This window comes from Streptomyces clavuligerus, from assembly GCF_005519465.1.
Taxonomy (GTDB): domain Bacteria; phylum Actinomycetota; class Actinomycetes; order Streptomycetales; family Streptomycetaceae; genus Streptomyces; species Streptomyces clavuligerus.
The window spans coordinates 4,921,794-4,945,689 of sequence record NZ_CP027858.1 but is presented as its reverse complement, the minus strand read 5'-3'; the positions used below and the strand labels follow the sequence as shown (position 1 = coordinate 4,945,689).

General features: G+C 71.5%; 22 protein-coding genes, 1 other RNA gene and 2 pseudogenes. 11 read left to right on the top strand and 14 right to left on the bottom strand.

Annotated elements, in window-relative coordinates; all coding sequences use genetic code 11:
* Positions 1–66: 66 nt before the first annotated feature.
* A complete protein-coding gene (locus CRV15_RS20830; protein ID WP_003957234.1) occupies positions 67–1,737 on the bottom strand; it encodes an alkaline phosphatase D family protein in 1,671 nt (556 codons plus the stop codon).
* A gap of 289 nt (positions 1,738–2,026) precedes the next feature.
* Here CRV15_RS20830 and CRV15_RS20825 point away from each other — a divergent pair, with 289 nt between their 5' ends.
* The 3 genes from CRV15_RS20825 (at position 2,027) to CRV15_RS20820 (ending at position 3,881) form a co-directional block, all read left to right on the top strand.
* On the top strand, positions 2,027–2,797 hold the full coding sequence (locus CRV15_RS20825; RefSeq protein ID WP_003957235.1) for an SDR family oxidoreductase: 771 nt from the start codon (positions 2,027–2,029) through the stop codon (positions 2,795–2,797).
* A gap of 87 nt (positions 2,798–2,884) precedes the next feature.
* Positions 2,885–3,016, top strand: a complete 132-nt coding sequence (locus tag CRV15_RS37460) for a hypothetical protein (protein WP_003957236.1) — start codon at positions 2,885–2,887, stop codon at positions 3,014–3,016.
* A gap of 100 nt (positions 3,017–3,116) precedes the next feature.
* Entirely contained in the window at positions 3,117–3,881 is a 765-nt protein-coding gene (locus CRV15_RS20820; protein ID WP_003957237.1) for an alpha/beta fold hydrolase, read from the top strand.
* Between the two features lie 90 nt (positions 3,882–3,971).
* Here CRV15_RS20820 and CRV15_RS20815 read toward each other — a convergent pair whose 3' ends face one another.
* The 4 genes and pseudogenes from CRV15_RS20815 to CRV15_RS20805 all read right to left on the bottom strand — a co-directional run bounded on the left by CRV15_RS20815 (position 3,972) and on the right by CRV15_RS20805 (position 6,953).
* A complete protein-coding gene (locus CRV15_RS20815; RefSeq protein WP_231629172.1) occupies positions 3,972–4,826 on the bottom strand; it encodes a S1 family peptidase in 855 nt (284 codons plus the stop codon).
* A gap of 892 nt (positions 4,827–5,718) precedes the next feature.
* Positions 5,719–5,904: a DUF397 domain-containing protein gene (locus CRV15_RS37720; protein ID WP_230864104.1), complete on the bottom strand. Its 186-nt coding sequence runs from the start codon at positions 5,902–5,904 to the stop codon at positions 5,719–5,721.
* Positions 5,905–6,063 (bottom strand): annotated as a pseudogene (locus CRV15_RS37715) (DUF397 domain-containing protein); the annotation flags it as partial.
* A 5-nt stretch (positions 6,064–6,068) separates the two neighbouring features.
* On the bottom strand, positions 6,069–6,953 hold the full coding sequence (locus CRV15_RS20805) for a helix-turn-helix domain-containing protein (RefSeq protein WP_003960305.1): 885 nt from the start codon (positions 6,951–6,953) through the stop codon (positions 6,069–6,071).
* A 311-nt stretch (positions 6,954–7,264) separates the two neighbouring features.
* Here CRV15_RS20805 and CRV15_RS20800 point away from each other — a divergent pair, with 311 nt between their 5' ends.
* Positions 7,265–7,774, top strand: coding sequence for an ATP-binding protein (locus tag CRV15_RS20800; RefSeq protein ID WP_003960306.1), 510 nt, complete (start codon positions 7,265–7,267; stop codon positions 7,772–7,774).
* Between the two features lie 96 nt (positions 7,775–7,870).
* On the top strand, positions 7,871–8,998 hold the full coding sequence (locus tag CRV15_RS20795) for a C45 family autoproteolytic acyltransferase/hydrolase (RefSeq protein ID WP_003957244.1): 1,128 nt from the start codon (positions 7,871–7,873) through the stop codon (positions 8,996–8,998).
* A gap of 22 nt (positions 8,999–9,020) precedes the next feature.
* Here CRV15_RS20795 and CRV15_RS20790 read toward each other — a convergent pair whose 3' ends face one another.
* From CRV15_RS20790 to CRV15_RS20765, 6 genes are all read right to left on the bottom strand, one after another.
* Positions 9,021–10,046 carry an alpha/beta fold hydrolase gene (locus CRV15_RS20790; protein ID WP_003960307.1) on the bottom strand — a complete coding sequence of 342 codons (1,026 nt, stop codon included), beginning with the start codon at positions 10,044–10,046 and terminating at the stop codon, positions 9,021–9,023.
* A gap of 181 nt (positions 10,047–10,227) precedes the next feature.
* Positions 10,228–11,217 (bottom strand): zinc-dependent alcohol dehydrogenase family protein, encoded by a 990-nt coding sequence (locus tag CRV15_RS20785; protein WP_003957246.1) that lies wholly within the window; start codon positions 11,215–11,217, stop codon positions 10,228–10,230.
* Positions 11,214–12,044: a carbohydrate ABC transporter permease gene (locus CRV15_RS20780; protein WP_003957247.1), complete on the bottom strand. Its 831-nt coding sequence runs from the start codon at positions 12,042–12,044 to the stop codon at positions 11,214–11,216. Before CRV15_RS20780 ends, CRV15_RS20785 begins: the two co-directional genes overlap by 4 nt.
* Complete coding sequence (locus tag CRV15_RS20775) at positions 12,041–13,033, bottom strand: carbohydrate ABC transporter permease (protein WP_003960308.1); 993 nt, start codon at positions 13,031–13,033, stop codon at positions 12,041–12,043. Before CRV15_RS20775 ends, CRV15_RS20780 begins: the two co-directional genes overlap by 4 nt.
* Positions 13,030–14,391 (bottom strand): ABC transporter substrate-binding protein, encoded by a 1,362-nt coding sequence (locus CRV15_RS20770; RefSeq protein WP_003957249.1) that lies wholly within the window; start codon positions 14,389–14,391, stop codon positions 13,030–13,032. The genes CRV15_RS20775 and CRV15_RS20770 overlap by 4 nt, the downstream gene beginning before the upstream one ends.
* A gap of 263 nt (positions 14,392–14,654) precedes the next feature.
* The gene (locus tag CRV15_RS20765) at positions 14,655–15,416 is read right to left on the bottom strand and encodes a DeoR/GlpR family DNA-binding transcription regulator (protein WP_029182905.1); all 762 of its coding nucleotides are present in this window, start codon (positions 15,414–15,416) and stop codon (positions 14,655–14,657) included.
* A gap of 505 nt (positions 15,417–15,921) precedes the next feature.
* On the opposite strand from CRV15_RS20765, the gene CRV15_RS20760 reads away from it, so the two are divergent.
* On the top strand, positions 15,922–16,578 hold the full coding sequence (locus CRV15_RS20760; RefSeq protein ID WP_003960309.1) for a sigma-70 family RNA polymerase sigma factor: 657 nt from the start codon (positions 15,922–15,924) through the stop codon (positions 16,576–16,578).
* 15 nt (positions 16,579–16,593) lie between these two features.
* Here the strand turns inward: CRV15_RS20760 and CRV15_RS20755 are convergent, their stop codons facing one another.
* Positions 16,594–17,334: a hypothetical protein gene (locus CRV15_RS20755; protein WP_003957254.1), complete on the bottom strand. Its 741-nt coding sequence runs from the start codon at positions 17,332–17,334 to the stop codon at positions 16,594–16,596.
* 376 nt (positions 17,335–17,710) lie between these two features.
* Positions 17,711–18,110, bottom strand: an RNA gene (gene rnpB, locus CRV15_RS20750) — RNase P RNA component class A.
* An 84-nt stretch (positions 18,111–18,194) separates the two neighbouring features.
* On the opposite strand from rnpB, the gene CRV15_RS20745 reads away from it, so the two are divergent.
* Entirely contained in the window at positions 18,195–19,070 is an 876-nt protein-coding gene (locus CRV15_RS20745; RefSeq protein ID WP_003957255.1) for a MerR family transcriptional regulator, read from the top strand.
* Positions 19,067–19,669 carry a hypothetical protein gene (locus CRV15_RS20740; RefSeq protein WP_003957256.1) on the top strand — a complete coding sequence of 201 codons (603 nt, stop codon included), beginning with the start codon at positions 19,067–19,069 and terminating at the stop codon, positions 19,667–19,669. Before CRV15_RS20745 ends, CRV15_RS20740 begins: the two co-directional genes overlap by 4 nt.
* A 100-nt stretch (positions 19,670–19,769) precedes the next feature.
* On the opposite strand, the gene CRV15_RS20735 is transcribed toward CRV15_RS20740, so the two are convergent.
* Positions 19,770–21,224 carry an RNB domain-containing ribonuclease gene (locus tag CRV15_RS20735; RefSeq protein WP_009996049.1) on the bottom strand — a complete coding sequence of 485 codons (1,455 nt, stop codon included), beginning with the start codon at positions 21,222–21,224 and terminating at the stop codon, positions 19,770–19,772.
* Between the two features lie 389 nt (positions 21,225–21,613).
* Between CRV15_RS20735 and yaaA the strand changes: the two genes are divergently transcribed.
* The 3 genes and pseudogenes from yaaA to CRV15_RS20720 all read left to right on the top strand — a co-directional run.
* The gene (gene yaaA / locus CRV15_RS20730) at positions 21,614–22,414 is read left to right on the top strand and encodes a peroxide stress protein YaaA (protein WP_003957258.1); all 801 of its coding nucleotides are present in this window, start codon (positions 21,614–21,616) and stop codon (positions 22,412–22,414) included.
* 519 nt (positions 22,415–22,933) lie between these two features.
* On the top strand, positions 22,934–23,551 hold the full coding sequence (eda, locus tag CRV15_RS20725; RefSeq protein ID WP_003960313.1) for a bifunctional 4-hydroxy-2-oxoglutarate aldolase/2-dehydro-3-deoxy-phosphogluconate aldolase: 618 nt from the start codon (positions 22,934–22,936) through the stop codon (positions 23,549–23,551).
* A gap of 100 nt (positions 23,552–23,651) precedes the next feature.
* Positions 23,652–23,864, top strand: a pseudogene (locus CRV15_RS20720) (IS30 family transposase); the annotation flags it as partial.
* Positions 23,865–23,896 lie beyond the last annotated feature (32 nt).

Here is a 23,896-nt window from a genome sequence, read left to right as displayed (position 1 = left end):
CGTTGAATCCTTTATCGAATCCTTGGCCGAATCCTCTCAGTCGCCCGGAGCGCTCCGCGAGCCCCTTTACGCGGGGTGGAAGCCGGGGTTCCCCTCCTCTGTCACCAGTGAGGCGGCCGTGGTCACAGGTGCTCCGGGCACGGTGACGGCGGCGACGGCCCGGTAGTCCACGCGGGCCTGTCTCTCGCCCAGGGTGATCCGGGCGTAGCCCCGGCGGCCGTGGAGGAGCCGGATGTGCGGGTTGGCGGCGGTGAGGTCGGCGTGGTTGGCGGGCCGGTCGGCGCCGTTGCGCCCGCTGCTGATGGAGGTGGCGGCGATCTCCGTGCCGACGGTCCGGGAGTCGGGGTCGTCCCAGTCCTCCTTGAGGTCGAAGCCGTAGGAGACATGCACGTCCCCGGTGAGCACCATGAGATTGCGCACCCCGGCCGCCTCCGCGCCCGCGAGGAACCGGCGCCGCGCGGCCGGACAGCCGTCCCAGGCGTCCATGGAGAGCCGGTAAGCGTCGACGGGCGCGTCCCGCCGCCGGGCCAGGACGACCTGTTGCGGTACGACGTTCCAGAGTGCGGCCGACTGCCGCCAGCCGTCCAGCAGCCACCGTTCCTGAGGGGCGCCGGTCATGGTGCGGGCGGGGTCCTCCAGTTCCGGCCCCGGACGCTGCCAGCCGTCCCCGTAGAGCTGGTCCGAGCGGTACTGGCGGGTGTCGAGCACGTCGAACTGGGCCAGCCGGCCGAAGCGGAGTCTTCGGTACAGCCGCATGTCCGGGCCGTCGGGCCGCTGGGGCGGGCGCAGCGGCTGGTTCTCCCAGTAGGCGCGGTAGGCGGCGGCCCGCCGCAGCAGGAACTCGTCGGTCGGTCCTCCGTCCTCCGGGGTGCCGCCCGCGTAGTTGTTCTCGGTCTCGTGGTCGTCCCAGGTGAGGACGAAGGCATGGGCGGCGTGCGCGGCCTGGAGATCGGGGTCGGAGCGGTAGAGCCCGTAGCGCAGCCGGTAGTCCTCCAGGGTGACTGTCTCGCGGTTGAAGTGGGCGGGCAGGGTGCGGTCGGTGTAGGCGCGGGCTCCCCCGGCGGCGTCGACGGGGTACTCGTAGAGGTAGTCGCCCAGGTGGAAGACGACGTCGAGGTCTTCACCGGCGAGGTGCCGGTGGGCGGTGTAGTACCCCTCGTGGTACGCCTGGCAGGAGACGGCCGCGAGTCTCAGCTCACGGATGCGGGCGGTACGGGCGGGGGCGGTGCGGGTGCGCCCGGTGGGGCTGATCCAGGGCCCGGCGCGGAAGCGGTAGTAGTGGACGCGGTCGTGGTCCAGGCCGTGCGCCTCGATATGGAGGCTGTGGTCCAGCTCGGGGTGGGCGACGGCGGTGCCGCGCCGGGCGACCCGGCGGAACCGCTCGTCGTGGGCGATCTCCCAGCCCACGGAGATGGGCACCCGGGGCATCCCGCTGCCCGGTTCATAGGGGCGGGGCGCGAGCCTCGTCCACAGCAGGACGCTCGCGGGGCCGGGGTCGCCGGAGGCCACGCCGAGGGTGAAGGGGTCGTCGGGGAGGTGTCCGCCGCCGGGCGCGGTGGCGGCGTGGGCGGTGGAGCGGGGCAGCCCGGTCCCGAAGGCGAGCACGGCCATGGCGGCGGGGACGGCGGAGCGCAGAAGTCTGCGTCTTCCGGGGCTGCCCTGGGGGGCGGCACTGTCGATACGGCGGGCGATACGGCGGGCCGCGACGCGGAGTTCGGGTGTGTGGAGCTGGTACATGGTCCTCTTCCCCTCTCCCGTGAGACAGGTGTCCTCTGCATGGGAGAGGTGGCGGACGACCAGGACTTGTCGAGTACACGACATTGACATGGCGGTGGGATGACGTCCCTGTACGGAAACGCGCACCTTCGCCCCGGTGGGCTCAGGTCTACGCTGCGGCCCCATGGATTCCCCGAGCCCTCCCCCTGTTTCCACCCCGTCCGCTCCTTCCATCGCTTCCACCCCTTCCAGCTCGTTCACTGCTGCCGCCCCTGCCGCCGCTTCCTCCGTTCCCCCGAAGGTCGCCGTCGTGACCGGCGCGGGCTCCGGTATCGGCCGGAGCGTGGCCCTGGCCCTGGTGGGCGCGGGCTGGTCCGTCGTCGCGGCGGGACGCAGGCCCGGCCCGCTGGCGGAGACGGCCGCCCTGGCGGAGGCGGCGGCCCCGACGGCGGGCCCCACCCCGGCGGCGGAGGGCCGGGGCCGGGTCCTGGCGGTCCCCACGGATGTGACCTCGGCGGCGGAGGTGGACGCGCTCTTCGCCGCCGCCTGCCGGGACTTCGGCCGGGTCGATCTGCTCTTCAACAACGCGGGGGTGTCCGGGCCGCCCGGTGTCCCCTTCGAGGAGATCGCGCCGGAGCAGTGGCGCCGGGTCGTCGACACCAACCTCACCGGGACGTTCCTCTGCGCCCAGGCCGCGTTCCGTGTGATGAGGCGTCAGTCGCCGCAGGGCGGGCGGATCATCAACAACGGGTCAATCTCGGCCCATGTGCCGCGCCCGCACTCGGCCCCGTACACCGCGACGAAGCACGCCGTCACCGGGCTGACCAAGTCCCTGTCGCTGGACGGCCGCGCCTTCGGTATCGCCTGTGGTCAGATCGACATCGGCAACGCGGCCACCGATATGACCCGCCGTATGGAGGCCGGAGTCCCGCAGGCCGACGGCACCGTCGCCGCCGAGCCGGTCATGGACGTGGCCGACGTCGCGCGGACGGTGCTCCACATGGCGGAGCTGCCGCTGGAGGCGAACATCCCCTTCGTGACCGTCATGGCCACGAACATGCCCTACATCGGGCGGGGGTAACCGTTCAGACATCGTGGGATCACCAGTTCGAGTGATCCTGGCCGACCCCCTGCCGCCGGGGGGTGTCGCCGTGGCACTCTGAGCCGTATGGACCAGCACTCCACGCTCGACCCCATCTGGGACGCCGTACCCCGACTCCGCACCCGGCCCGACGACCACAGCAGCCGCCTTCGCGAGGACCGGGCGGAGGTGGTGGCCGCGCCGGCCGCGGCGGCCTGACCTCCGCTCCCTTCCCCTTCCGGGCTTCGGAAGGGACGTTGCGGAAAGCACGTACGAAAGTACTTGCCACATCTGTTCCCCAGCCCGCAGCATTCCCCTCATGCATCACGCACAGCACACGATTCCGGTCTCGGGCGGCGACACCCTCTGGGCCGAGGACACCGGGGGCGACGGTCCCCCGGTCGTCCTTCTTCACCCCGGAGTCGGCGACTCCCGGATCTGGGACCACGTGGTGGAGCGGCTCGTCCCCGACCACCGGGTGATCCGGTACGACGTCCGGGGCTACGGCCGCTCCCCCTCCCCGACCGGGCCGTACTCCCTCCTTCCCGATCTCGTCGCCGTACTGGACCACTTCGGTCTCGACCGTGCCGCGCTCGTCGGGTGCAGCATGGGCGGCGGGGCGGCCCTCACCCTCGCGGTGGAGGCGCCGGAGCGGGTCCGGTCACTGGTACTGCTGTGCCCCGCCGTCGGCGGCTTCCCCTGGTCCGAGGACACCGAGTACGACGATCTGATCCACGCGAGCGATGTCGCCGGGCTGACCGAGTACGGACTGCGGGAGTCGGCGCGCGCCGGAGCGGACCCCGTCGTGGTGGAGCTGATGCGCTCGGCCGCCAAGTCCTGGATCAACGAGAGCGTGTACGAGCAGGAGGACCCGCCGGTCTTCGACCGCCTCGGCGAGATCACCGCCCCGTCGGTGCTCCTCGTCGGCGATCTGGACGACCCCGAGATCATCGAGTGCGACGAGGCCATCGCCGAGCGCGTCCCCGGCTGCCGTCTCGTCCGGCTGCCCGGCGTGGACCATCTGCCGTCCCTGCGCGTCCCCGACCTGGTCGCCGAGACCATACGGACCCACTGCGCCGCCTGAGCCCCCGCCTCACACCCGGCACAACGGACCGGTGGCCCCCGTTCCGCGGAACGGGGGCCACCGGCGTCAGAACCATGGGTCGCGCGGACCTCAGAAGATGGTCAGGCCGTACTGGGTGAGCGGCCTCAGCACCGGCTCGTAGAAGGTGGTACCGCCGACCGTGCAGTTGCCACTGCCACCGGAGAGCAGACCGTGGGCGGTGTTCCCGCTGAAGAGCGGACCGCCGCTGTCACCGGGCTGGCCACAGACGTTGGTCTGGATCAGACCGTAGACAAGCTGGCCGCCGCCGTAGTTGACCGTGGCGTTCAGGCCCGTCACCCGGCCGGTGTGGTAGCCGGTGGTGCTGCCGCTGCGCTCCACGAACTGGCCGATGAGCGGGGTGCTCGCGTTGACCATGTCACGGTAGGTGCCGTTGTGGAGGTACACCCGGCCGTCCGCGTTGGCGGGGATCGCGTGCTGGATCACCCCGTGGTCGGAGCCCGGGAACACCGAGGCGAAGCGGTTGCCGAGCGGCCCGACCGCCGTGGTCCACGACGGGCCTATGTTGGTGCAGTGCCCGGCGGTGAGCGCGTAGAAGACGCCCGCCCGCACCACGTTGAAGCCGAGGGTGCACCGGGCTCCGGCCGTGTAGATGGCCTCGCCGCCCGCGATCATCTTGCTGAAGGTACCCGGGGTCCGATTGATCTTCAGCGCCCCGGACTCCGCCCCCGCCTGCTTCTTGATCCTGTCGATCTCGGCGGCGGAGACCGTCGAGTCCGCGGTGACGACGACCTTGCCGGACTTCGCGTCCGTGTACCAGGCGGTGCCGCTGATATCGGCGTCGAGAACAGCGTCACTGACCTGGGCGAGCTGGGCCGCGCCGGGCTTCGGCGCGGATTCGGCGGCCACCGCGGTGGGAGCGATGAGCGCCGAGACCGTGACCAGACCGGCCACGACGGCAACCATACGAGCGCGCTGGGACAGGGAGACCTTGTGGATCTTCACAAATCCTCCGAGGATCTGGGGCCCGTTCGGTGTCCGGGCCCTCGGTCACGCCTCGGACAGCCCCATGGACAATGCGGCAGTCATGGGCCCGCCAACTGGCGTGCTAGGGATACTCGACCTGAGCGACCCACCCGTACAGCGCGGCTTCAAGCCGCACTCCGCGCGTTCTCGTCGACACCTGGGGCCATGGCGCGAACTGCCCCTTGCCCGAACTTGCGCGCGAAACACGTCGGCGACATATGCGAAGATCGCCAGAGATGCCCCCGACACCCCCTCCAGATTCCGGACAACGACCGGATCGCCGTCACAAGCGCCCGTCACGTGAAGATCCCCTGGAGGGAGCCGGGTGCCACTCCAGGCCGCGTCGGCTGACCAACGCCCCCTTGACACACCATCAGACATAACCCAGAGTGACCGCCCGCCATGCCATGTTCACTTCGGCGGCGTCCGCTTCACGCCATTCCGGTACCGGAACCGCCCGGGGGCCATCGGCCGTGACACGCATCCCACGAGCGAGCCACGGGGTACACCGTCGAGGCGGGCGTGCGATTCACGCCGACAGCCCGCGTGTACGGAATGCTTCCCTGCACTTCCCCCGAGGGGTACCGCTATGGGGGATTCGACCGGATTCCTCGGGTTCGGCGCGTGTCCGGTTCTGTGCCGTCGCCCAACATTTTCCGCCGAGGTAAGGGCGGGCCATCTGACTCCGCATCAGTCGCGCCCCTGAGGCCCGCCCTTGCCCCCTTACACGCGCCACGGCGCGGCGGGGTTCACACCCCGGGCCAAACGGCCTCGGGCCGCCCCGTCACGGCGACGGAGCGGCCCGGCAACGAGAAGGGTCCGGACTCGGTCCCTACAGGGCACCCGCCTTGAGCGAGTCGACGAAGCCCGTCCACGCGGGCCCCTCGAAGACGAAGGCGGGGCCGTCGGGGTTCTTGGAGTCACGGACGGCTATCGCCCCGGGGAGGACGGCGGCCTCGACGCACTGCCCGCCCTGGTCGTTGCTGTAGGTGGACGTGAACCAGTCGGCCTCCTTCATGTGGGCGACCTCGACGCACTGCCCGCCCTGGTTGTTGCTGTAAGTAGACGTGAACCAGCTCACTCCCTCCAATCGGGCCACCTCAACACACTGCCCGCCTTGACCATTGCTGTAGCTGGAGGTGAACCAACGGGCTCCGGCAAGCAGTTCATGGTTCATTCGGGTCACAGCTCCTTCATCGCTTCTCTGATCACACCCAGGGACTCCTTCGCCCCCAAGGCATCGGCCTGTAGGTCCGCGAACGCTTCCTCGTGGTGACCCACCTCCGCAACGCTGCGGATCACCGACGCGTCCACCAGCCCCTCCAGGTAGACGATCGGCTTGAGGGAGTCCCCGTCGCGGAAGCGCAGCAGAGTGAAAGCGCCATCCATGCAGGCATGTGCGCCACTCCGGAAGGGAATCACCTGCACCCGAACCGAGGGCAGCGATGAGGCGACCTCAGCGATGTGCTCCAACTGCGCCCGCATCACCGCAGGGCCACCTACCTGACGGCGGAGCACCGCCTCGTTGATGACAGCTGTGAAGCGCAGGGGCAACTCGGCACGGCGCAGCACCTCCTGCCGGGTCATGCGCACGGCGACACGACGCTCGATCTCCTCGTCGTCGTGTCCCTTGAACATCAACTGATGCAGCGTGCGGACGTACGCGTCGGTCTGGAGCAAGCCCGGGACGAATTCCGCCTCGTAGTTGTACATCGAGGTGGCAGTCGCCTCCAGCCCCAGATACGCCTTGAACGTGGGGCTTATGGCTGGCCGATGCTCAGGGCTCTGCCACCAGTCGCGCTTGGTCTTCGTGACGACGGCGTAGGACGTGAGCAGCGCCCGCTTCTCCGGGTCCGCGCCGTACATGTCACAGAGCGCGATGACGTCCGACGGCTCGACCGTGGCGTTCTCGCCGGTCTCCAGCCTCGTCAGCTTGGACGGGCTCCAGATCAGCCGTCGGACGACCTGGTTGGCCTTGAGCCCGGCGGCCTGGCGTAGCTGCCTTAACTCGGTTCCCAGGTGCAGACGGCACAGAGCGGGCGTAGCCGACTCGATGTCCGTGATCATCTGCTGTCCTTCCTGCACTTGTTGTCCAGTGTGTCGGCGAAGGTTCCGCCCGTGCAAGAAACGTTCTGCGCCACAGCGGGAGGTTCTGCTCTGCCGTGAACGTTCCTCGAAACAGAAGGAGTTCACGCAGAAACTTGTTTTCAGAACCCCCTTGAAGTGGGTCCCCAGAGTAGCGGTTCCGGTGCCACTCTGAGGTCAGATTCTCACGGACCGCAGCGAATCCAACGCTGTGTGCGAGTGTTGCGGATCTTCATTCGATCACCGCACTCCACCCCCACCGGTCCAACGAGACACCCATCAAAAGGACTCGCATGTCAGCCAACCCTGACGCCGCCGCCAACTGCTTTTCGGTCATGGACCGTTGCCGCCCGCAGCGACTCGACACAGTCGCCGTAGCCGTTCCGCCGCAGCCGGGTATTCAGCGGGCGGAGGTATCGTTCCGCCCTGATCCGAAATGTGTTTCCCGGCTCCGCGCGCTCAGCGCGGACCTGCTGAATCTCAGCGGTGTACTGGACGGCGACGTCATTGACACCGTTCAGCTCCTCGTGAGTGAAATCGCCACCAATGCGCTGACGCACGGAAATGGTAAGTGCGTCACCTTTCGGCTGGAGTGCGATCCGATCGGCTTTATTCGTATCGAAGTGGACGACCATTCCAACCCGGCGGCCGGAACCCCTGCGGTGCGCTGTGCCGGGCCCGAGGACGAGAACGGCCGGGGAATGCGTTTGGTCACGGTGCTGTCCCGGGACTGGGGCAGGGAAGGAACGTGTACCTGGTGCACCGTTCCTTCCGTATCGCAAACCCGGGAATTTCTTCGGTAGCTCGGAATAGAGCATCGTACGCACGTCGGAAAAGAGACCGGCCGCGTACTCTCCCGCTGATCGGACCCGAGGAACCAAGAGCGAGGAGAGCGCATCATGGCTACGGCACCGCTGGTCATCAGGGCTGAAGGCGGTCCGCGCGAGCGCGGGGCGCGGTACGGGGCCGCCGCGCGGGACAAGGTCCGGATGTCACTGGGCAGCTATGAGCGGGTGTACGCCAAGTTCGCCGGGATGAGCTGGACGGAAGCGACCACGCTCGCCGGGGAGTTCGTCCCGGTCCTCTCGGGCTGGCGGCCGGAGTACCTGGAGGAGATACGGGGCATCGCGGAGGGCGCGGGGGTGTCCTTCGAGGATGTCCTGGCGCTGAATCTGCGGACCGAGATCATGTTCTCGGGCAAGGCGCGCCGGCTGGCCGAGGAGACGGGCATACGGCCGCCCGCCGAGTGCACGGCCTTCTGCGATCTGCGCGGGCCGGAGCCGCTGGCGGGGCAGAACTGGGACTGGATTCCGTTCGCGCACGACACGGTGGTGGTGCTGGAGACCGCGCCGGAGCGGGGTCCCCGATGGGTGTCGGTGGTCGAGGCGGGGCTGCTCGCGAAGTTCGGGATGAACTCCGCCGGGATCGCCGTGGTGACCAATGCGCTGGTCACCTCGTTGGACGTGGGCGCGCCGGGAGTCCCGTACCACATGCTGCTGCGGGCGCTGCTGGAGTCGGAGTCGATGGCGGCGGCCGAGGAGGTGCTGCGGGGCGCCGATCGGGCGTCGTCGGCGAACTATCTGCTGGTGGGCGAGGGCCGGGGAGTGGACGCGGAGGCCCGTCCCGGTGGCGTGGGCGATCTCGGCTGGCGGCGGACGGGTGCGGAGGCGGTCCTCGTCCACTGCAATCACTTCGTCTGCGCCGAAGCGGAGTTCAGCTCATCGGGTACGGATCACGGACCGGAGATCATGCCGGATTCGCTCCTCCGGCGGGAGCGGGCGCTGTCGCTGGCGGGGCGGATGCCCGAACCGTCGGTCGACGGGTGGCACGAGGTGCTGACCGATCACGAGAACTTCCCGGCGGCGGTGTGCTGCCATCCGCATCCGGAGCGGACCGCGCTGGAGCAGGGGTCGACGGTGGCGAGTGTGGTGATGGAACCCGAGCGGCGGCTGATGCATCTGGTGCTGGGGAGACCGTGTGAGGCGCCGAGAGTGACGTACGACTATGGAACGTTTCTCGCCGGCTGAGTCGACGCCCCGTGCGCAACGGCTACCTCGGGTTTCTGCGGAGGAAGCCGAGCAGGGTGGGGTTGAAGAGGTCGGACCGCTCCCAATGGGCGTTGTGTCCGCACTCGTCGAGGACGGCGGTCCTGACGCGGGCGCGGGTGAGGTGCCCGGCGAGCACCCGTTGCACGGGCGGTGGTGTGAAGAGATCGCCGTCGCCCCAGATCAGCAGCGTGGGCACGGTGAGCGCTTCGAGGTGGGCCCAGGTGGCGGGGACGGCGTAGGGCTGGCCGACCCGGCCGGTGGCGGCCCGTTGGGCGATCTCCGCCCAACGGGCGGTGCCGTCCGGGTCGGCCGCCCGGTAGGCGGGTCCCAGCTCCCGGAACTGCACGGGCCAACTGCCCCAGGCGGGCGGGCGGAGGGAGGCCAGGAGATTCTCGTACTCCTGCTCCTGGATGCCGCCGAGGGTGCAGGACAGGGTCAGGGAGCGCAGGCGTTCCGGGTGCTGGAGGGCGTGGTCGAGGGCGATGCCGCCGCCCGCCGCGACGCCGACGGCGTGGAAGCGGCCGAGTCCGAGGGCGTCGGCCAGGGTGTGGAGATCGCCGGAGCCGGTCCCGGGGCGGGTCGTGTCCCCGGGTTCGGCGCCGCCGACGCCGCGCCGCGAGTACCCGATCACGCGGTATCCGGCGCGGGCGAGGAACGGCTGCTGGTAGGGCCAGGTCTCGGCGCTCGAACTGGCGGGGTGGAGCAGGACGACGGGGGCGCCGTCCCCTCCGGTGTCCCAGTAGGCGAGCCGGGCGCCGCCGTCGACCTCCACGGTCCCTTCGCGGGCCGGGGCCTGCGCGGGGACGGGGATCGGCCGGATCGGCCGACGGACGTCCGCTCCCCCGGCCACGGCTCCGGCGCCCCTCCCCCTGCCTGCGGCGTTCGCCGTTCCGGCCAGGATCGTTCCGCCGACCGCCGCCCCGGCTCCGCCGCGCAGCAGGGCCCGCCGCCAGAGCCCGGCCTCCGCCGCCCTGCCGTGCGTTCCCTCCGTTCCGGCCGTTCCGTCCCTGCTGCCTCCGCCGCCCATGTGTGTCTCCCTGTCGTCCGGTCGTACCGGGGCCGGGTGGCCTCCAGGCGCCTTGAGTCTCGCGGAGGGAGCGGCGGAACTCCTGGAGAGCGAACGTATTCACAGGGGATTGCCAGGGGTTGCCAGCCGCTTCTCAGGTCAGGGCCGCATCAGAGCCGGGTCGGCACCGGTCGGCGCCGGGTCATGGCGTGACCAGGATTTTGCGGCCCTGGCCGGATCTGAACCGTTCGAGGGCGGTGGCGTACTCCGTCAGCGGCAGCCGGTCACTGATGAAGACGGAGGGGTCGAGGACGCCCGTCGCGAAGAGGTCGGCGGCGCGTTCGTAGCTGTGCAGCACGGCCATCGACCCGGTGATGGTGATCTCCTCGTGGTAGATCCGGTACGGCTCGATCGTGGTCCGGGCCGCGTAGTCGGCGACGCCGAACTGAAGATACGTTCCGCCGCGTCCGACCCGGCCGATGGCGTCCTGGATGGCCCGTTCGCTGCCGGTCGCGTCGATGACGACGTCCCAGCCCCGGGGCCGTTCGAGCGCCTCGGCGGTCTCCACGGCGGAGGTGCAGCCGAGTTGCCGGGCCGTGGCCAGGCGTTCGGGATTGATGTCGACGACGTCGACGGCGACGGCTCCGGTGCGCTTGGCGAGTTCCAGAAGGATCAGCCCCATCGTTCCGGAGCCGTAGATCAGGACGCTCTCGGCGAGTCGGCTGCGCAGGACGTCGTAACCGCGTACGGCGCAGGACAGCGGCTCGATCAGCGCCGCGTCCGCCAGGCCGATGTGCTCGGGCAGGCGGACACAGTTCGCGACCGGGGCGGCGACGTACTCGGCGGCGGCGCCGGGGACGGTGACGCCGATCGCGGCGTACCGCTCGCAGAGGTTGTTGCGGCCCCGGCGGCAGTAGTGGCATTCGTTGCAGTAGAGGCAGGGGTCGACGGCGACCCGGTCACCGACGGCGAGTTCGCTGACGGCGGTACCGGTGGCGACAATCGTCCCCGCGAACTCATGTCCGGGGACGATGGGGAGGGATGGCGCGAACTCGCCCTGAAGGATATGGAGATCGGTCCCGCACAGGCCGCAGGAAGCGACCTTGACCACCACCTCACGGGGGCCGGGCGCCGGGTCGTCGAGTCTTTCCACCGAGACGACCCCGGGGGCGCTGATGACGGCTGCTTTCACTTGACGGCTCCGAGTGACAGGCCCTGGACGAGTTTGTCCTGGGCAGCGAATCCAGCGGCGAGGACGGGGAGGGAGACGATGACGGCGGCGGCACAGACCTTGGCCAGAAAAAGTCCCTGGCTGGTGACGAAGCCGGTGAGGTGGACCGGCGCGGTTCCGGCCACGACGCCGGTCAGCACCCGGGCGAGCAGCAGCTCGTTCCAACTGAAGATGAAGGAGATCAGCGCGGTGGCGGCGATACCGGGCGCGGCGACGGGGGCGACGATCCGGGTGAGGACGGTCGGCAGCCGCGCTCCGTCGATGGCGGCTGCCTCCAGGATCTCGTGGGGGATCTCGGCGAGGAAGGAGCGCATCATCCAGACCGCGATCGGCAGGTTCATCGCGGTGTAGAGGACGATCAGCAGCCAGATGTTGTCCAGCAGCCGGGCGTTGCGGGCGAAGAGGTAGAGGGGCAGCAGGGCAGCGACGGAGGGCAGCATCTTCGTGGAGAGGAAGAAGAAGAGGACGTCCTTCGTCCGGCGTACGGGCTTCACGGCGAGCGCGTAGGCGGCGGGGACGGCGAGCAGGAGAACGAGGAGGGTGGCGGCGAGGCTCGCCGCGAGGGAGTTGGCGAGGGCGGGCCAGGGGCCCGTCTCCCATCCGCCGCCGAAGAACTCCCGGTAGCCCTGGAGGGTCAGGTCCGCCGCGATCCGGGGCGGGTTGGCGGCGGCGTCCGTCTCGTGGTGGAACGAGGTGAGGACCAGCCACGCGAACGGGAGGAAGAAGAGCAGACCGCAGAGCCAGGCGAGCACGCCCCGGGCGCTGCGGCGGGCCACTGAGGGCGTCATGGCCTCTCCTCACGGAGCAGGGACGAGACGGTGCGCAGTGCGAGGCTCGCGACCGCCAGCGAGCAGGCGAGGACGATGACGCCCTGCGCGGAGGCGAGTCCGTAGTCGTGGGCCTGGTAGAAGGTGTCGTAGACGCTGTAGGGGAGGTTGGCGGAGCCCACACCTCCGGAGGTCAGGGTGAAGACGGCGTCGAAGTTCTGGACCACGTAGACGCTGCCGAGGAGGACCGCCAGCTCCAGATGGCGGCGCAGATGCGGCAGGGTCAGATGGCGGAAGATCTGCCAGGGGCCCGCGCCGTCGACGCGGGCGGCCTCGACGGTGTCGGAGGCACGGCTCTGGAGCCCGGCGAGCAGGATCAGCATCATGAACGGCGTCCACTGCCAGACGAGGGAGATCGCCACCGCCGTCAGGGGGTCGGTGGAAAGCCAGTCGGTCCGGGGCGGGTCGTCGCTGCCGAAGAGCCGCCAGAGCGCGGTGAGACCGCCGTTGATCAGTCCGTACGAGGCGTTGTAGAGGGCGTGTTTCCACAGCAGCGCGGCGGCGACGGGGACGACGAGGAAGGGGGTGATGAGGAGGGTGCGGACGATGCCCCGGCCGAGGAACCGGCCGTCCAGGAGGAGGGCGAGGCCGAGTCCGAACAGCAGGCTCACCAGGACGACGGAGGCGGTGAGCTGCACCGTGGTGAGCATGGCGGAGCGCAGGTCGGGGTCGGTGAGGGCGGTGCGGTAGTTGTCGAGGCCGCTGAAGCCCCGGTCGTCGGGGGCGAGCGCGTTCCAGCGCATGAACGAGATCGCCACGGTGCCGACGAAGGGGAGCTGGGTGACGACGACCAGGAGGACGAGGGCGGGCAGCAGGGGTGCCCGGCGGGCCCAGGCGGCGGCTCGTTCTCCGCGCGGAGGTTTATTCCTCGGCGGGTCACTGATAAGGCGCGTCACTCTTGTGGCACGTATCGCTCTTGTGGCGCGCGTCGGGCTCGTCGCGGGGTTCATCGTTTCGCGTACTCCGCCCCGACCTCGGCCGCCAGCGACTGGCCCCGTTCGATGGCGCGGTCGATGTCGACGCGGCCCGCGATGGCGGCGCTGATCTGCCGGGAGACCTCGGTGCCGAGGTCGGTGAACTCGGGGATGCCGACGAACTGGATGCCGGGCGCGGGCCGTTCCTGCACGCCGGGGTCGAGCGGGTCGGCGCGGGTCAGCGCGGAGCGGGTGGCCTCGGCGAAGGGCCGGGCGGCGGCGGTGTAGCGGGGGTTGGTGTAGGTGGAGGCCCGTTTGCCGGCGGGTACCCGGGACCAGCCGAGCTGTTCGCCGACGAGGTTCTCGTACCCCTTGCCGGAGGCCCAGGAGATGAACTTCCACGCGGCGTCATGGTTCCGGCTCTCCTTCTGGAGGCCCCAGGCCCAGGTGTAGAGCCAGCCGGAGCTTTCCGTCCGTTCCACCGGGGCGGGCGCGTAGCCGATCCTCCCGGCGACCGGGGAGCCCTCCCGTTCCAGCGAACCGGCGGCGGACGTGGCGTCGTACCACATGGCCGCTCCGCCCTGTTCCATGGTGTTGAGGCATTCGGTGTAGCCCGCCTGGGCGGCGCCCGGTTCGCCGTGGGAGCGGACGAGGCCGACGTAGAAGCGGACGGCGCGGGTGAACTCGGGGCTGTCGACGCGGGCGGTCCAGTCCTTGTCGAACCAGGTGCCGCCCATGGTGTTGACGACGGTCGTCAGCGGGGAGGCGAGCTGGCCCCAGCCGGGCTGGCCGCGCAGGCAGATGCCCTTCATCCCGGGGCGGGCGCCGTCCACCGCTGCGGCGAGCCGCGCGATCTGCGTCCAGGTGGGGCGGGCGGGCATGGTCAGCTTCCGTTCGGCGAAGACGTCCTTCCGGTACATGAGGAAGCTGGACTCGCCGTAGAAGGGCTGGGCGTAGATCTCCCCGTCGGCGGTCAGGGACTGGCGGACGGTGGGCAGGACGTCCCGCTGGTCGAACCCGGTGTCGGCGGTGGCGTAGGCGGTGAGCGGGGCCAGCCAGCCGTTCCGTGCGTAGATCGGGGTCTCGTAGTTGCTGATGGTGGCCACGTCGTACTGGCCCGCCTGGGCGCTGAAGTCCTGGCTGATCTTGTCGCGGACGTCGTTCTCGGGGAGGACGGTGAAGTCGACCTCGATGCCGGTGGCGTGGGTGAAGTGGGCGGCGGTGAGCTTCTGGAGGTCCACCATCTGCGGGTTGTTGACCATGAGGACCCGGAGGGAGGCGGTGCCGCCCGCGCCGCCGCCGAAGCCTGCCGGGCCGGTGCAGGCGGTCAGCGACAGGGCCAGGGCGAGCAGGGCCGGTGCCGTACGGACTCGTGTCAGCCGGGGTCGTGTCATCCGGGGGCGCGCCTCCCGCGTCGTCCGGCGATCGGGGCGCCGAACGGAATGGAACGGAACGGATGGGTGGACGGGTCGATGGATGGGCGGGGTGGTGGAGGGCGGACGGGCAGCGGCGGGCGGGGACGTGGTGAGCGTGCGCCTGCCATGGCCGTGCGCCTGCCATGGACCGGGGAGCGCGGGACGGCCGGACGGCGTCCCGGGTGGGCGTCCGGGTGGCCCTCGGTGCCCCGGCGGTCCACCGGACGGGGCACCGGGCCGGATCACACCCGGACGACCTGCGGGCCGAGCAGGGAGTAGCGGTGCGCCTCCGCGCTCGACAGCCCCGTGTCCGTGATGATCGCTTCAAAATCGGTGACATCGGCGAAGCGGCAGAAACTGCCCGCGCCGAACTTCCCGTGGTGCCCCATGAACACCCGGCGCCGCGACACCTTGATCGCCTTGGCCTTCACATCGGCCACCACCGAGTCGGGCGTGGTGAGCCCGTGCTCCCGCGAGATGCCGTTGGCACCGATGTACGCCAGGTCGATCACGAAGCCGTCCAGCATCTGGCAGGCCCACGCGCCCACGGTGGCCAGGGTCCGGGCCCGGACCCGGCCGCCGAGCAGCAGCACCGTGATGTTCGCCGACTCGGCGACGGCGGCGGCCGTCGGGAGTGACGCCGTCACCACCGTCAGCGGACGGTCCGTGGGCAGAAGCGCGGCGAGGAGCTGCGGGGTGTAGCCCTCGTCGATGAAGACCGTCTCCGCGCCGCCGAGATGTTTCACGGCCTCGGCGGCGATCCGGCGTTTGTTCTCGACGTGCATGGTGACGCGTTGCGCGAGGGAGGTCTCAAAACCGGCGCTCTCGACCGGGTACGCACCGCCGTGCGTGCGCCGCACGAGCCCCCGGCGTTCGAGCTCGCTCAGGTCCCGGCGGATCGTCTCCGGCGCGACTCCGAAGTCCGAGGCCAGGGCGGTGACTTCGACGCGGCCCCGGCGGCGCGCCTCGGCGAGGAGTCGCTGATGCCGTTCCTCCGAACGTATCAACTGGCTTTCCCTTCATGACCGTTCGGACACCCGGGCCCGGAGCGGGCCCACCAGAGCTTTATACCGCCGTCGGCGGGTCCGACACCGATCCGTTCCGGACGGTATGACGCCCGACTCTGCCCGGGGCGGTGTGGCGACATCCCAGGTCAGAGGGCAGTTGAGGGGGGTGCGGGAGTGATGGATGCCTGTTTGCGGGGAAAACGGGCCCCGCTTTGCCCATCGGGTCGGGGACACGCGGGATTCGGCCGCCGGGGCCGGGCGGCGGGGGTGGGTGCGGGCCCGTTCCGACCGGAACGGGCATCAAACGGGCGCCATATGGGGCGGTGACGGGGAAGCGGACCGTCCGGTGTGGCCCGTCCGGGGCACGGTGGGCTCCGGGAACGGGCCCGGGGGCCCGGACGGACTCGGTCGTCTTGCGTGCGGCGACGGGCCCGGTCGGGCGGCGGCTCAGGCGGTACACAGTTCAACAGAAGTACCGAACGGCGGCACCGGAGGCGAGCCCATGCCACCTGTCGAGGAGTTCCCGCGTCCGCCCGGCGTGGATTTCGCGCACTCGTCCGGGGCGGAGTCGCCACGTCCGCCCAGCGCGGAGTCGCCGCGTCCATCCAGGGCGGAGTCGCCGCGTCCGTCCGGCGCGGAGTTTCTGCGTCCGCCCGGCGAGGAGTTTCTGCGCGCCCTCTACGCCCATCACGGCTCGGTCATGCTGCGCTTCGCGGCCCGGCTCCTCGGCGGCGACTGGCACCGGGCCGAGGACGTCTTCCAGGAGGCCGCCCTCCGCGCCTGGCAGCACGCGGGCGAGCTGGACCCCACGACCGTGACCCTGCGGCCCTGGCTGTTCACCGTCATCCGCAATCTGGTGATCGACGACCATCGGGTGCGCCGCGCACGCCCGCCGGAGGAGGGCGCTCCGCCGCTCGCGGGCCTGCCCGTGTCCGACGGGGTCGATCACACGCTCACCTCGCATGTGGTGGTCGACGCCCTGCGGGACCTCGCGCCCTATCAGCAGGAGGTGCTGCTCCACGTGTACTACCTGGGGCGCAGCGTCCGGCAGACGGCGCTGGCCCTCGGGGTGCCGCCGGGGACGGTCAAGTCGCGGACGCACTATGCGATCCGGGCGCTGCGCGCGGGGCTGACGAACCGTGGGCTGACAGCCGTCTGAGCGGTGCCCGAACCGTCACACACGGTCGGTTCCTCCGGATTCGGTGGCGTCCGCACCGGTGCCGTCGTCCTGACCGCGCCATGGGTCGGGGACGAACCGGAGGGAGCCGCCGATGGCCGCGAAGAGTTCGTGGAACTCCTCCGTCAGGCTCAGATTGGGTGTGGCGCTGGAGATCACCAGGAACTCCCGGCTGTGCGGTACGGGCACCACCGTGTGCATCAGCGCCATGGGGATGGATTCACCGAGGCCGCAGTCGGCGTCCGGGCAGCCGAGCTGGACGTCCTCGATGCCGATGACCCTGCCGACGGGCCCCAGCCCCGGGAGGACGGGGGTCGCGATACGGGTCACGCGGCGGTCCGCCCCGGGGTCCTCGTGCGCACCGTCGTGCTCGTTCCGCCGCAGTACCGGCAGCAGCAGCTCGGCGAGGTCCGCCGAGGGGTCCGCCGGGGGCGCGACCCGGGTCACCACGGTGGTCGCGAAGAGGAGGGACCCCTCGGGGAGGAACATCACGAGCCCCGCCGCCCGCAGCGCCCGGCGCGCGGCGGCGTCCCGCACGGCTCCGTGTGCCATCCGGACCACCCGGTCGAGCAGCGCACGGCCGACGGGCCGCCCACGTGCCTGCTCCTCCACATACCGGCGGACCGACGCGTCCCGCGTTCCCGGGTCGAGGTCGAATGTCCACCAGGCGTCCGGTAAGTCCATCGTGAAATGCCGGGGCGCGGCGGCTGCCGCCGTGCCGACCGTATGGCTCATCATGCGTACATTCCGTCCCTTCCTGCGTACGTCCCCGTCATGCGGGCGTCCGCCGCACCCGGCTTACGGAGCCATCCGGAAAACGGTTCACGGAGGGGACGCCCTCTGTTCGAGCGGGGCACCGGACGACGTCGAGCGGGGCACCGGGCAGACGTGGACTGCTGAGGGAACGCGGGCGGGCGGCGGGGAGTTCCGGGCGTGGGGACGGGACCGGGGTGGCGCTCATGGCCACCGTGATCGGGCTGCTGGCCGGGCCGGTGATCGCCGCTTCCGTCCGCTGTTTTCCCAGCCGCCCCGGCGCAGTGGCGGCGCGACTTGGTCCATAAACCAGAAAAAAGCCTTTGACCTGCGATTTCGCTGGTCAAAGGCCCTTGAGGGGCAGACGAGCCGGGACATACGCCGGGTTCTGTACCCCGGGACCTCGCGGTCGTCGGGGTGACGGCCATCCATCTAGGACCGGTGTTGCCACCGGCCTCGTGCGGTCTACCCGCGAACTCGGGCGGGCAGCCCTCGAACGTTCGCGCAGGGCCGCTCGCGCGGCCCCTCTTGACCTTGCTCCGGGTGGGGTTTACCTAGCTGCCCAGGTCACCCTGGGCACTGGTGGTCTCTTACACCACCGTTTCACCCTTACCGAGGACCGAGGTCCCCGGCGGTCTGTTCTCTGTGGCACTGTCCCGCGGGTCACCCCGGGTGGGCGTTACCCACCACCCTGCCCTGTGGAGCCCGGACGTTCCTCGGGAGGATCACAGGGATCCCCACGCGGCCGTCCGCCCGGCTCGTCTGCCGTGTCGACCATGGTACCTGGCGGGCCGGGACGGATGAGACGTTGACCTTGTCGCGACGTCATGGTTTCCACTGGACTCATGAGGATCGGAGAGCTCGCGGAGCTGGCCGGGGTGACGCCCCGGACCGTACGCCATTACCACCGTCTCGGGCTGCTGCCCGAGCCCGTCCGCCTGGCCAACGGCTATCGGGACTACGGGCTGCGGCATGCCATGACACTGGCCCGGATCCGCAGGCTGACCGCGTTGGGGCTCGGGCTCGCGGAGGTGCGGGACGTCCTGGCGGACGAGTCCGGGCGGGAGCTGGTGGAGGTGTTGGAGGAGCTGGACGCGGATCTGGAGCGGCAGCAGACGGCGATCGCCGTCGGGCGGGAGCGGCTGGCGGTGCTGTTGGAGCAGGCCCGGGCGGGGTTGCTGCCCGTCGAGGGGCCGGTGTCGGAGGAGCTGGCGGGGCTGCTCAGAGCGCTCGGGCCGACGGAGTCGCCGATCGCGGCCAAGGACCGCGCCCATCTGGTCCTGTTCGACGCACTGCTGCCGGAGGAGGAGCGGACGCGGATCTTCGCGGGGTTGCAGCCCCTCGCCGACGACCCCGGGACAGCGGCCCGGGTGGAGGCCCTGTACCGGAGGCTGGACGCGCTCGCGGACGCCGGGACGGGCGATCCGCGGATCGAGTGGCTGGCGCGGGAGCTGGCGGACGCGATGCCGGACGAGATGCTGCGGCTGCTGGCCGAGAGCGGCCGGGAGCCACCAGAGGAAGGGGAGGAGGGAGAGGAAGAAGAGGAGAGGGAGGAGAGGGGGAAGGGAAAGGAGCGGGCCCAGGGGCTCGGCGAGAGCTTCGCCGAGTTCTTCGGCGAAAGTGTCGGGGAGGCGTTCCTCGCGGACTTCGCTCCCGCACAGGCGATGGTGGTCCGGCGGATGGTGCAACTTCTGGCGGAGCGTGCGCGGGGGTCGTTGTGAGGCGGGGGGCGCGGCGGCTGCTCGTCCATGAGCTGCGGGCCCTGCGCAGTCTGGGGCTCTGGGTGGCCCGGCGGCGGCACGGCGTCGGGCCGGGGGCGCACCCGGCGGCGTACACCGGTCCGCAGACGGCGATGGTGTGGGGCCTCATCGCGGTGTCGGTGGTCGAGGGGGTGGTGTTCGCCGTGCTCGTCCCCTGGCCGTTCGTCCATCGATTGCTGGTGGTCGTCCATGTGTACGGGGTGGTGATGATGGTCGGGCTGCACGCGGCCTGTGTCGTACGGCCGCATGTGGCCGAGGCCGACGGGGGGCTGCGCATCCGGTACGGCGCGCTGTTCGATCTGCGGCTGTCGGCGGAGGAGGTCCGGGAGATACGGGTGGACCGGCGGTATCCCGAGGGGAAGCTGATACAGCCGCGGGAGGACGGCTCGCTAGAGCTGATCGTCGGCGGGCAGACGACGGTGACGGTGGAGCTGGCCGCGCCGGTCCCCTACATACGGCCGCTGGGGAGACGCGGCACGGCGACCACGGTCCGATTCCACGCGGACGACCCTGCGGCGCTGGTGGCGGCCGTCGGGCCGGCCCGGGCGCGGAAGGGATGAGTCCACGGGCGGGCGCGGGGCCGGGCGGGGCTCGGAAAGGATGAGTCCACGGGTGGGGGTGCGCGGGGCCGGGCTGGGCTCAGACGGTTGCGAACGGGTCTCAGACGGTGGTGAAGAGGACCTTCGCCTGCTGCGGGTCCGCCGGTTCCACCGGGCCCGCCCGGGTGAGACGGACCCGGACGCGCTCCCCCAACGGCAGGGGGCGGTCGCTCTCGACCGCGCCGACCACGGCGGGGTCCTCCAGATGGACGGTCCCGGCGGCGGGGTCGCGCTCGTGGACGTCGATGACGCAGGCGTCGAAGAGTTCGCCGACCCGGTCCTGGAGCACGGCCGTCTCGACGAGGTCGACGCAGGCGCGCTCGACGGCGTTCGCCCGGCGGGCGCCGCCCGCCATCTCCTCCGGGAGGTCGTCGAGCGCGGCGAGGACCCACTCGGGGATACCCGCTCCGGCGCAGGCGACGACGCACAGCTCGGAGGCGTAGCGGTCGACGAGGCGGCGCAGCGGCGCGGTGCAGTGGGTGTACTCCGCCGCCACCGCCGCGTGGACGGAGGGGGTGGGGATACGGCCGCCGGTGAAGACGGTGTAGCCCGCGCCCCGCAGCAGTCCGGTGCACTCCTGGAGAAAGGCGGCGTGGCGGGGGTCCCGCGGGTTGAGGGAGCGGACGACGTCCGCGTAGGCGACATGGTGGGGCCAGTTGATACGGAGGGCTTTCGCGGCGTGGCGCAGCCGGGTCACGGCGCCGTCGGGGGCGAGCGGCAGGGTGCGCAGGATGCCGGTTCCGGTGGCCGTCATGATTTCGGCGGCGGTCATCCCGGTGAGCAGGGAGATCTGGGCGTTCCAGCCGTCGACGGGCCGGAGCGCGCGGTAGGCGGGGCGGTAGCCGCCGTCCTCCTCGACGATCTCCTGTTCGGGGACCTGGAGGGAGATCCCGCCGCGCTCCCGCTCCAGGGCCTGGCGGAGCAGTCCGACGGTGCGGAGCAGGGCCAGCGGCTTTTCGGCGGTGCTGGTGTCGATGAGCCCCTGGGCGGTCTCGTAGTCGAGCCGGGCCCTGCTGCGGACGAGGGCGCGGCGTACATCGGCGGCGACGGTGCGTCCCTCGGCGTCGAGGTCGATGCGCCACAGGAGAGCGGGGACGGTGCGGCCGGGGAGGAGGCTCGCGGCGTTCTCGGAGAGGACGGGCGGATGCAGGGGGACGGTGGTGTCGGGGAAGTAGAGGGTCTGGACCCGGCGGTGGGCCTCGGTGTCGACGGCGCCGCCGGGGGTGACGAAGGCGGCGATGTCGGCGATGGCGTAGTGGACGCGGTAGCCGGAGTCGTGGCGGGCGAGGTGCATGGCCTGGTCGAGGTCGGTGGACTCGGGCGGGTCGACGGTGAAGAAGGGGAGGTCGGTGACGTCCGTCTCCGGGAGGCGCGGGTGGTCCGCCGCCGCGGTGGCCTCGGCGAGCACGGCGTCCGGGAAGCCACCGGGCACCTGGAGGTCCGACCGCAGGGCCCGCAGGGCCGCGGTCAGCGGGGCCTCGGCTGCGCCGGTGGTGCGGATCGGGCGGCGGGGCATGGCACCGAGCGTAGGTCCGGCGGGGGTGCCGGGCACTCCGGGGCTCCGGACGGGGTGGGGAGGGCGGTGCCCCGGGATCTCTGGCGGGAGGGCATCTCCGCGCTGTGGCCGGGGGAAAGGGGGTGGAGCCATCCGTTCCGGACGTGATGTGCGCGGTTCACCCGCACGGGTGGCCGCGGGGGCGCCCGTCACCGCGCGCCGTGGCGCGGGGCAGGGACACGGCACGGGCAGGGCAGAAGCGGGGCGGGGCCGCGACCGGGGTGGGCCGCGTACCCTGGCGCGGGACGGAACCGCACGTACCGGAAGCGTACGGGCGGAGAAACCGTCGCCCCGTTCCCCGCCCGCGCCCCACCTCCCCCGGCGCCGGGCGCCCGCCATGAGGAGAGTCCGTGCTCGTACTGTTGCCGCCGTCCGAGGGCAAGGCCGCGTCGGGGCGGGGGGCCCCGCTGAAGCCGGAGTCGCTGTCGCTGCCCGCGCTGGCGAAGGCACGGGCGGCGGTGCTGGACGAGCTGGTGGAGCTGTGCGCCGCCGACACGGAGAAGGCGCGGACGGTGCTCGGGCTGAGCGAAGGGCTGAGCGGCGAGATTGCGAAGAACGCCGGGCTGCGGACGGCGGGGGCCCGCCCCGCCGGTGACATCTACACGGGGGTGCTCTACGACGCCCTCGGCCTCGCCACCCTGGAGCCCGGCGCCCGGCGGCGGGCGCGCGCCTCGCTGCTGGTGTTCTCGGGGCTGTGGGGCGCGGTGCGCATCGGTGACCGGATTCCGTCGTACCGCTGCTCGATGGGGGTGAAGCTGCCCGGTCTCGGCGCGCTCGGGGCGCACTGGCGGGCGCCGATGGCCGCGGCCCTGCCGGAGGCGGCGGGCAGCGGGCTGGTGCTGGATCTGCGGTCGTCCGCGTATGCGGCGGCGTGGAAGCCGAAGGGGGAGCTGGCGGGACGGACGGCGACCGTGCGGGTGCTGCACGCACAGATCGTCGACGGGGTGGAGAAGCGCTCGGTCGTCAGCCACTTCAACAAGGCGACCAAGGGCCGGATCGTCCGGGATCTGCTGGTCTCCGGTGCCCGGCCCCGGCGCCCCGCCGAACTGGTCGGGGCGCTGCGGGATCTGGGCCATGTCGTGGAGGCGGAGGCACCGGCGCGGGCCGGGCAGCCGTGGGCGCTGGATGTGGTGGTGAAGGAGATCCACTGACGGGAGCCGGGCCGCCGGCGACGCCCGGTAGGCGACCGCGTCGGGCGCGCCGCGCGGCCGTTCCGGCGGTGCCCGACCGGTGGGCCCGGACCCACCGGTCGGGGCCCACGGACCAGGGCCCGGGGTGGACGCTCCCGATCGAGGGGCTCCGGGCCACCCGGAGGGCGGGTCCGGCGGGGTGCCTCCCCCTTGCGAGGGGCGTCGCGCGGTGGAGGAGGGAGTCCCCGCAGTGGGGACACTCCCCTCGCCGCGCCGGGTCCTCCCGGTGGATGCCGGCGGCCGACGACAACGCCGGGTGGTCGTACCACCCGGGCCGCCGGGCCCACGGGGAGTGCCGCGGCCGGGCGCGGCGGCAGACGGAAGGGCGACGACACCGACCGGGTGCCCCGGGCCGCCCGGTCGTCGAGGCAGTCGGTCGGCGGGGGTCGCCCGGGGTGCGTCGCGGGGTGCGTCGTCGAGCGTGTTGCAGGGGGCGCAACGGTCGTTGCGGAGGATGTGGGGGCACGGCAGGATGAGCGCATGACCTCCGTTCTTGATCTCGCGCCCGTCGTCCCCGTCGTCGTCATCAAGGACGCCGACGACGCCGTACCGCTCGCCCGGGCCCTGGTCGCGGGCGGGCTGACCGCGATCGAGGTGACGCTGCGGACCCCGGCGGCGCTGGACGCGATCCGGGCCATCGCCACCGAGGTGCCGGAGGCGGTCGTCGGCGCGGGCACGGTCGTCGCGGCGGAGCACGCGGAGGCGGCGGTGAGCGCGGGGGCGCGCTTCCTGGTGAGCCCCGGGTGGACGGAGCGGCTACTCGGGGCGATGCGGGGGACCGGCGTCCCGTTCCTGCCCGGTGTCTCCACCACCTCGGAGGTGGTGGCGCTGCTGGAGCGCGGGGTGGAGGAGATGAAGTTCTTCCCGGCGGAGGCGGCGGGCGGCACCGCCTATCTGAAGTCCCTCGCGGGGCCCCTCCCCCAGGCCCGTTTCTGCCCGACCGGCGGCATCTCGCTCGCCTCGGCCCCCGCGTATCTGGCCCTGCCGAACGTGGGCTGCGTCGGCGGCACCTGGATGCTCCCGGCGGACGCCCTCGCGGCGAAGAACTGGGACCGGGTCCGCACCCTGGCGGCGGAGGCCGCGTCGCTCCGCGCCTGACCCGCGTGTCCGCGGACGCTTGCCCTCGCCCCCGGCGGGACCCCGCGCTCCAGTGGTCGTCGCAACACCCCAGCTCAGGGGATGCGATGGACTTCGAGATCCCGTCTATTTCTGCGACCCGGCCAGCCCCTGGCAGCGCGGCTCGAACCGAGAACACCGACGGACTGCTCCGGCAGTACTTCCCCAAGGGCACCGACCTGGCGGTCCACGCGCCCGAGGACCTGGCCGCCGTCGCAGCCGAACTCAACGGCCGCCCACGCAAAACGCTCGACCGGGAAACCCAGCCGAGCGTCTCGCCAAGCCCCTGGCGACAGCCAGTCGATCACTGTGTTGCCACGACCCCTG

Coding starts and splice junctions, on each gene's coding strand:
- CRV15_RS20830 (WP_003957234.1), bottom strand. CDS start 1,737: ATGTACCAGCTCCACACACCCGAACTCCGCGTCGCGGCCCGCCGTATC.
- CRV15_RS37460 (WP_003957236.1), top strand. CDS start 2,885: ATGGACCAGCACTCCACGCTCGACCCCATCTGGGACGCCGTACCCCGA.
- CRV15_RS20820 (WP_003957237.1), top strand. CDS start 3,117: ATGCATCACGCACAGCACACGATTCCGGTCTCGGGCGGCGACACCCTC.
- CRV15_RS20815 (WP_231629172.1), bottom strand. CDS start 4,826: ATGGTTGCCGTCGTGGCCGGTCTGGTCACGGTCTCGGCGCTCATCGCT.
- CRV15_RS37720 (WP_230864104.1), bottom strand. CDS start 5,904: ATGAAGGAGGCCGACTGGTTCACGTCCACCTACAGCAACGACCAGGGC.
- CRV15_RS20805 (WP_003960305.1), bottom strand. CDS start 6,953: ATGATCACGGACATCGAGTCGGCTACGCCCGCTCTGTGCCGTCTGCAC.
- CRV15_RS20800 (WP_003960306.1), top strand. CDS start 7,265: ATGTCAGCCAACCCTGACGCCGCCGCCAACTGCTTTTCGGTCATGGAC.
- CRV15_RS20795 (WP_003957244.1), top strand. CDS start 7,871: ATGGCTACGGCACCGCTGGTCATCAGGGCTGAAGGCGGTCCGCGCGAG.
- CRV15_RS20790 (WP_003960307.1), bottom strand. CDS start 10,046: ATGGGCGGCGGAGGCAGCAGGGACGGAACGGCCGGAACGGAGGGAACG.
- CRV15_RS20780 (WP_003957247.1), bottom strand. CDS start 12,044: ATGACGCCCTCAGTGGCCCGCCGCAGCGCCCGGGGCGTGCTCGCCTGG.
- CRV15_RS20775 (WP_003960308.1), bottom strand. CDS start 13,033: ATGAACCCCGCGACGAGCCCGACGCGCGCCACAAGAGCGATACGTGCC.
- CRV15_RS20770 (WP_003957249.1), bottom strand. CDS start 14,391: ATGACACGACCCCGGCTGACACGAGTCCGTACGGCACCGGCCCTGCTC.
- CRV15_RS20760 (WP_003960309.1), top strand. CDS start 15,922: ATGCCACCTGTCGAGGAGTTCCCGCGTCCGCCCGGCGTGGATTTCGCG.
- CRV15_RS20755 (WP_003957254.1), bottom strand. CDS start 17,334: ATGATGAGCCATACGGTCGGCACGGCGGCAGCCGCCGCGCCCCGGCAT.
- CRV15_RS20745 (WP_003957255.1), top strand. CDS start 18,195: ATGAGGATCGGAGAGCTCGCGGAGCTGGCCGGGGTGACGCCCCGGACC.
- CRV15_RS20735 (WP_009996049.1), bottom strand. CDS start 21,224: ATGCCCCGCCGCCCGATCCGCACCACCGGCGCAGCCGAGGCCCCGCTG.
- eda (WP_003960313.1), top strand. CDS start 22,934: ATGACCTCCGTTCTTGATCTCGCGCCCGTCGTCCCCGTCGTCGTCATC.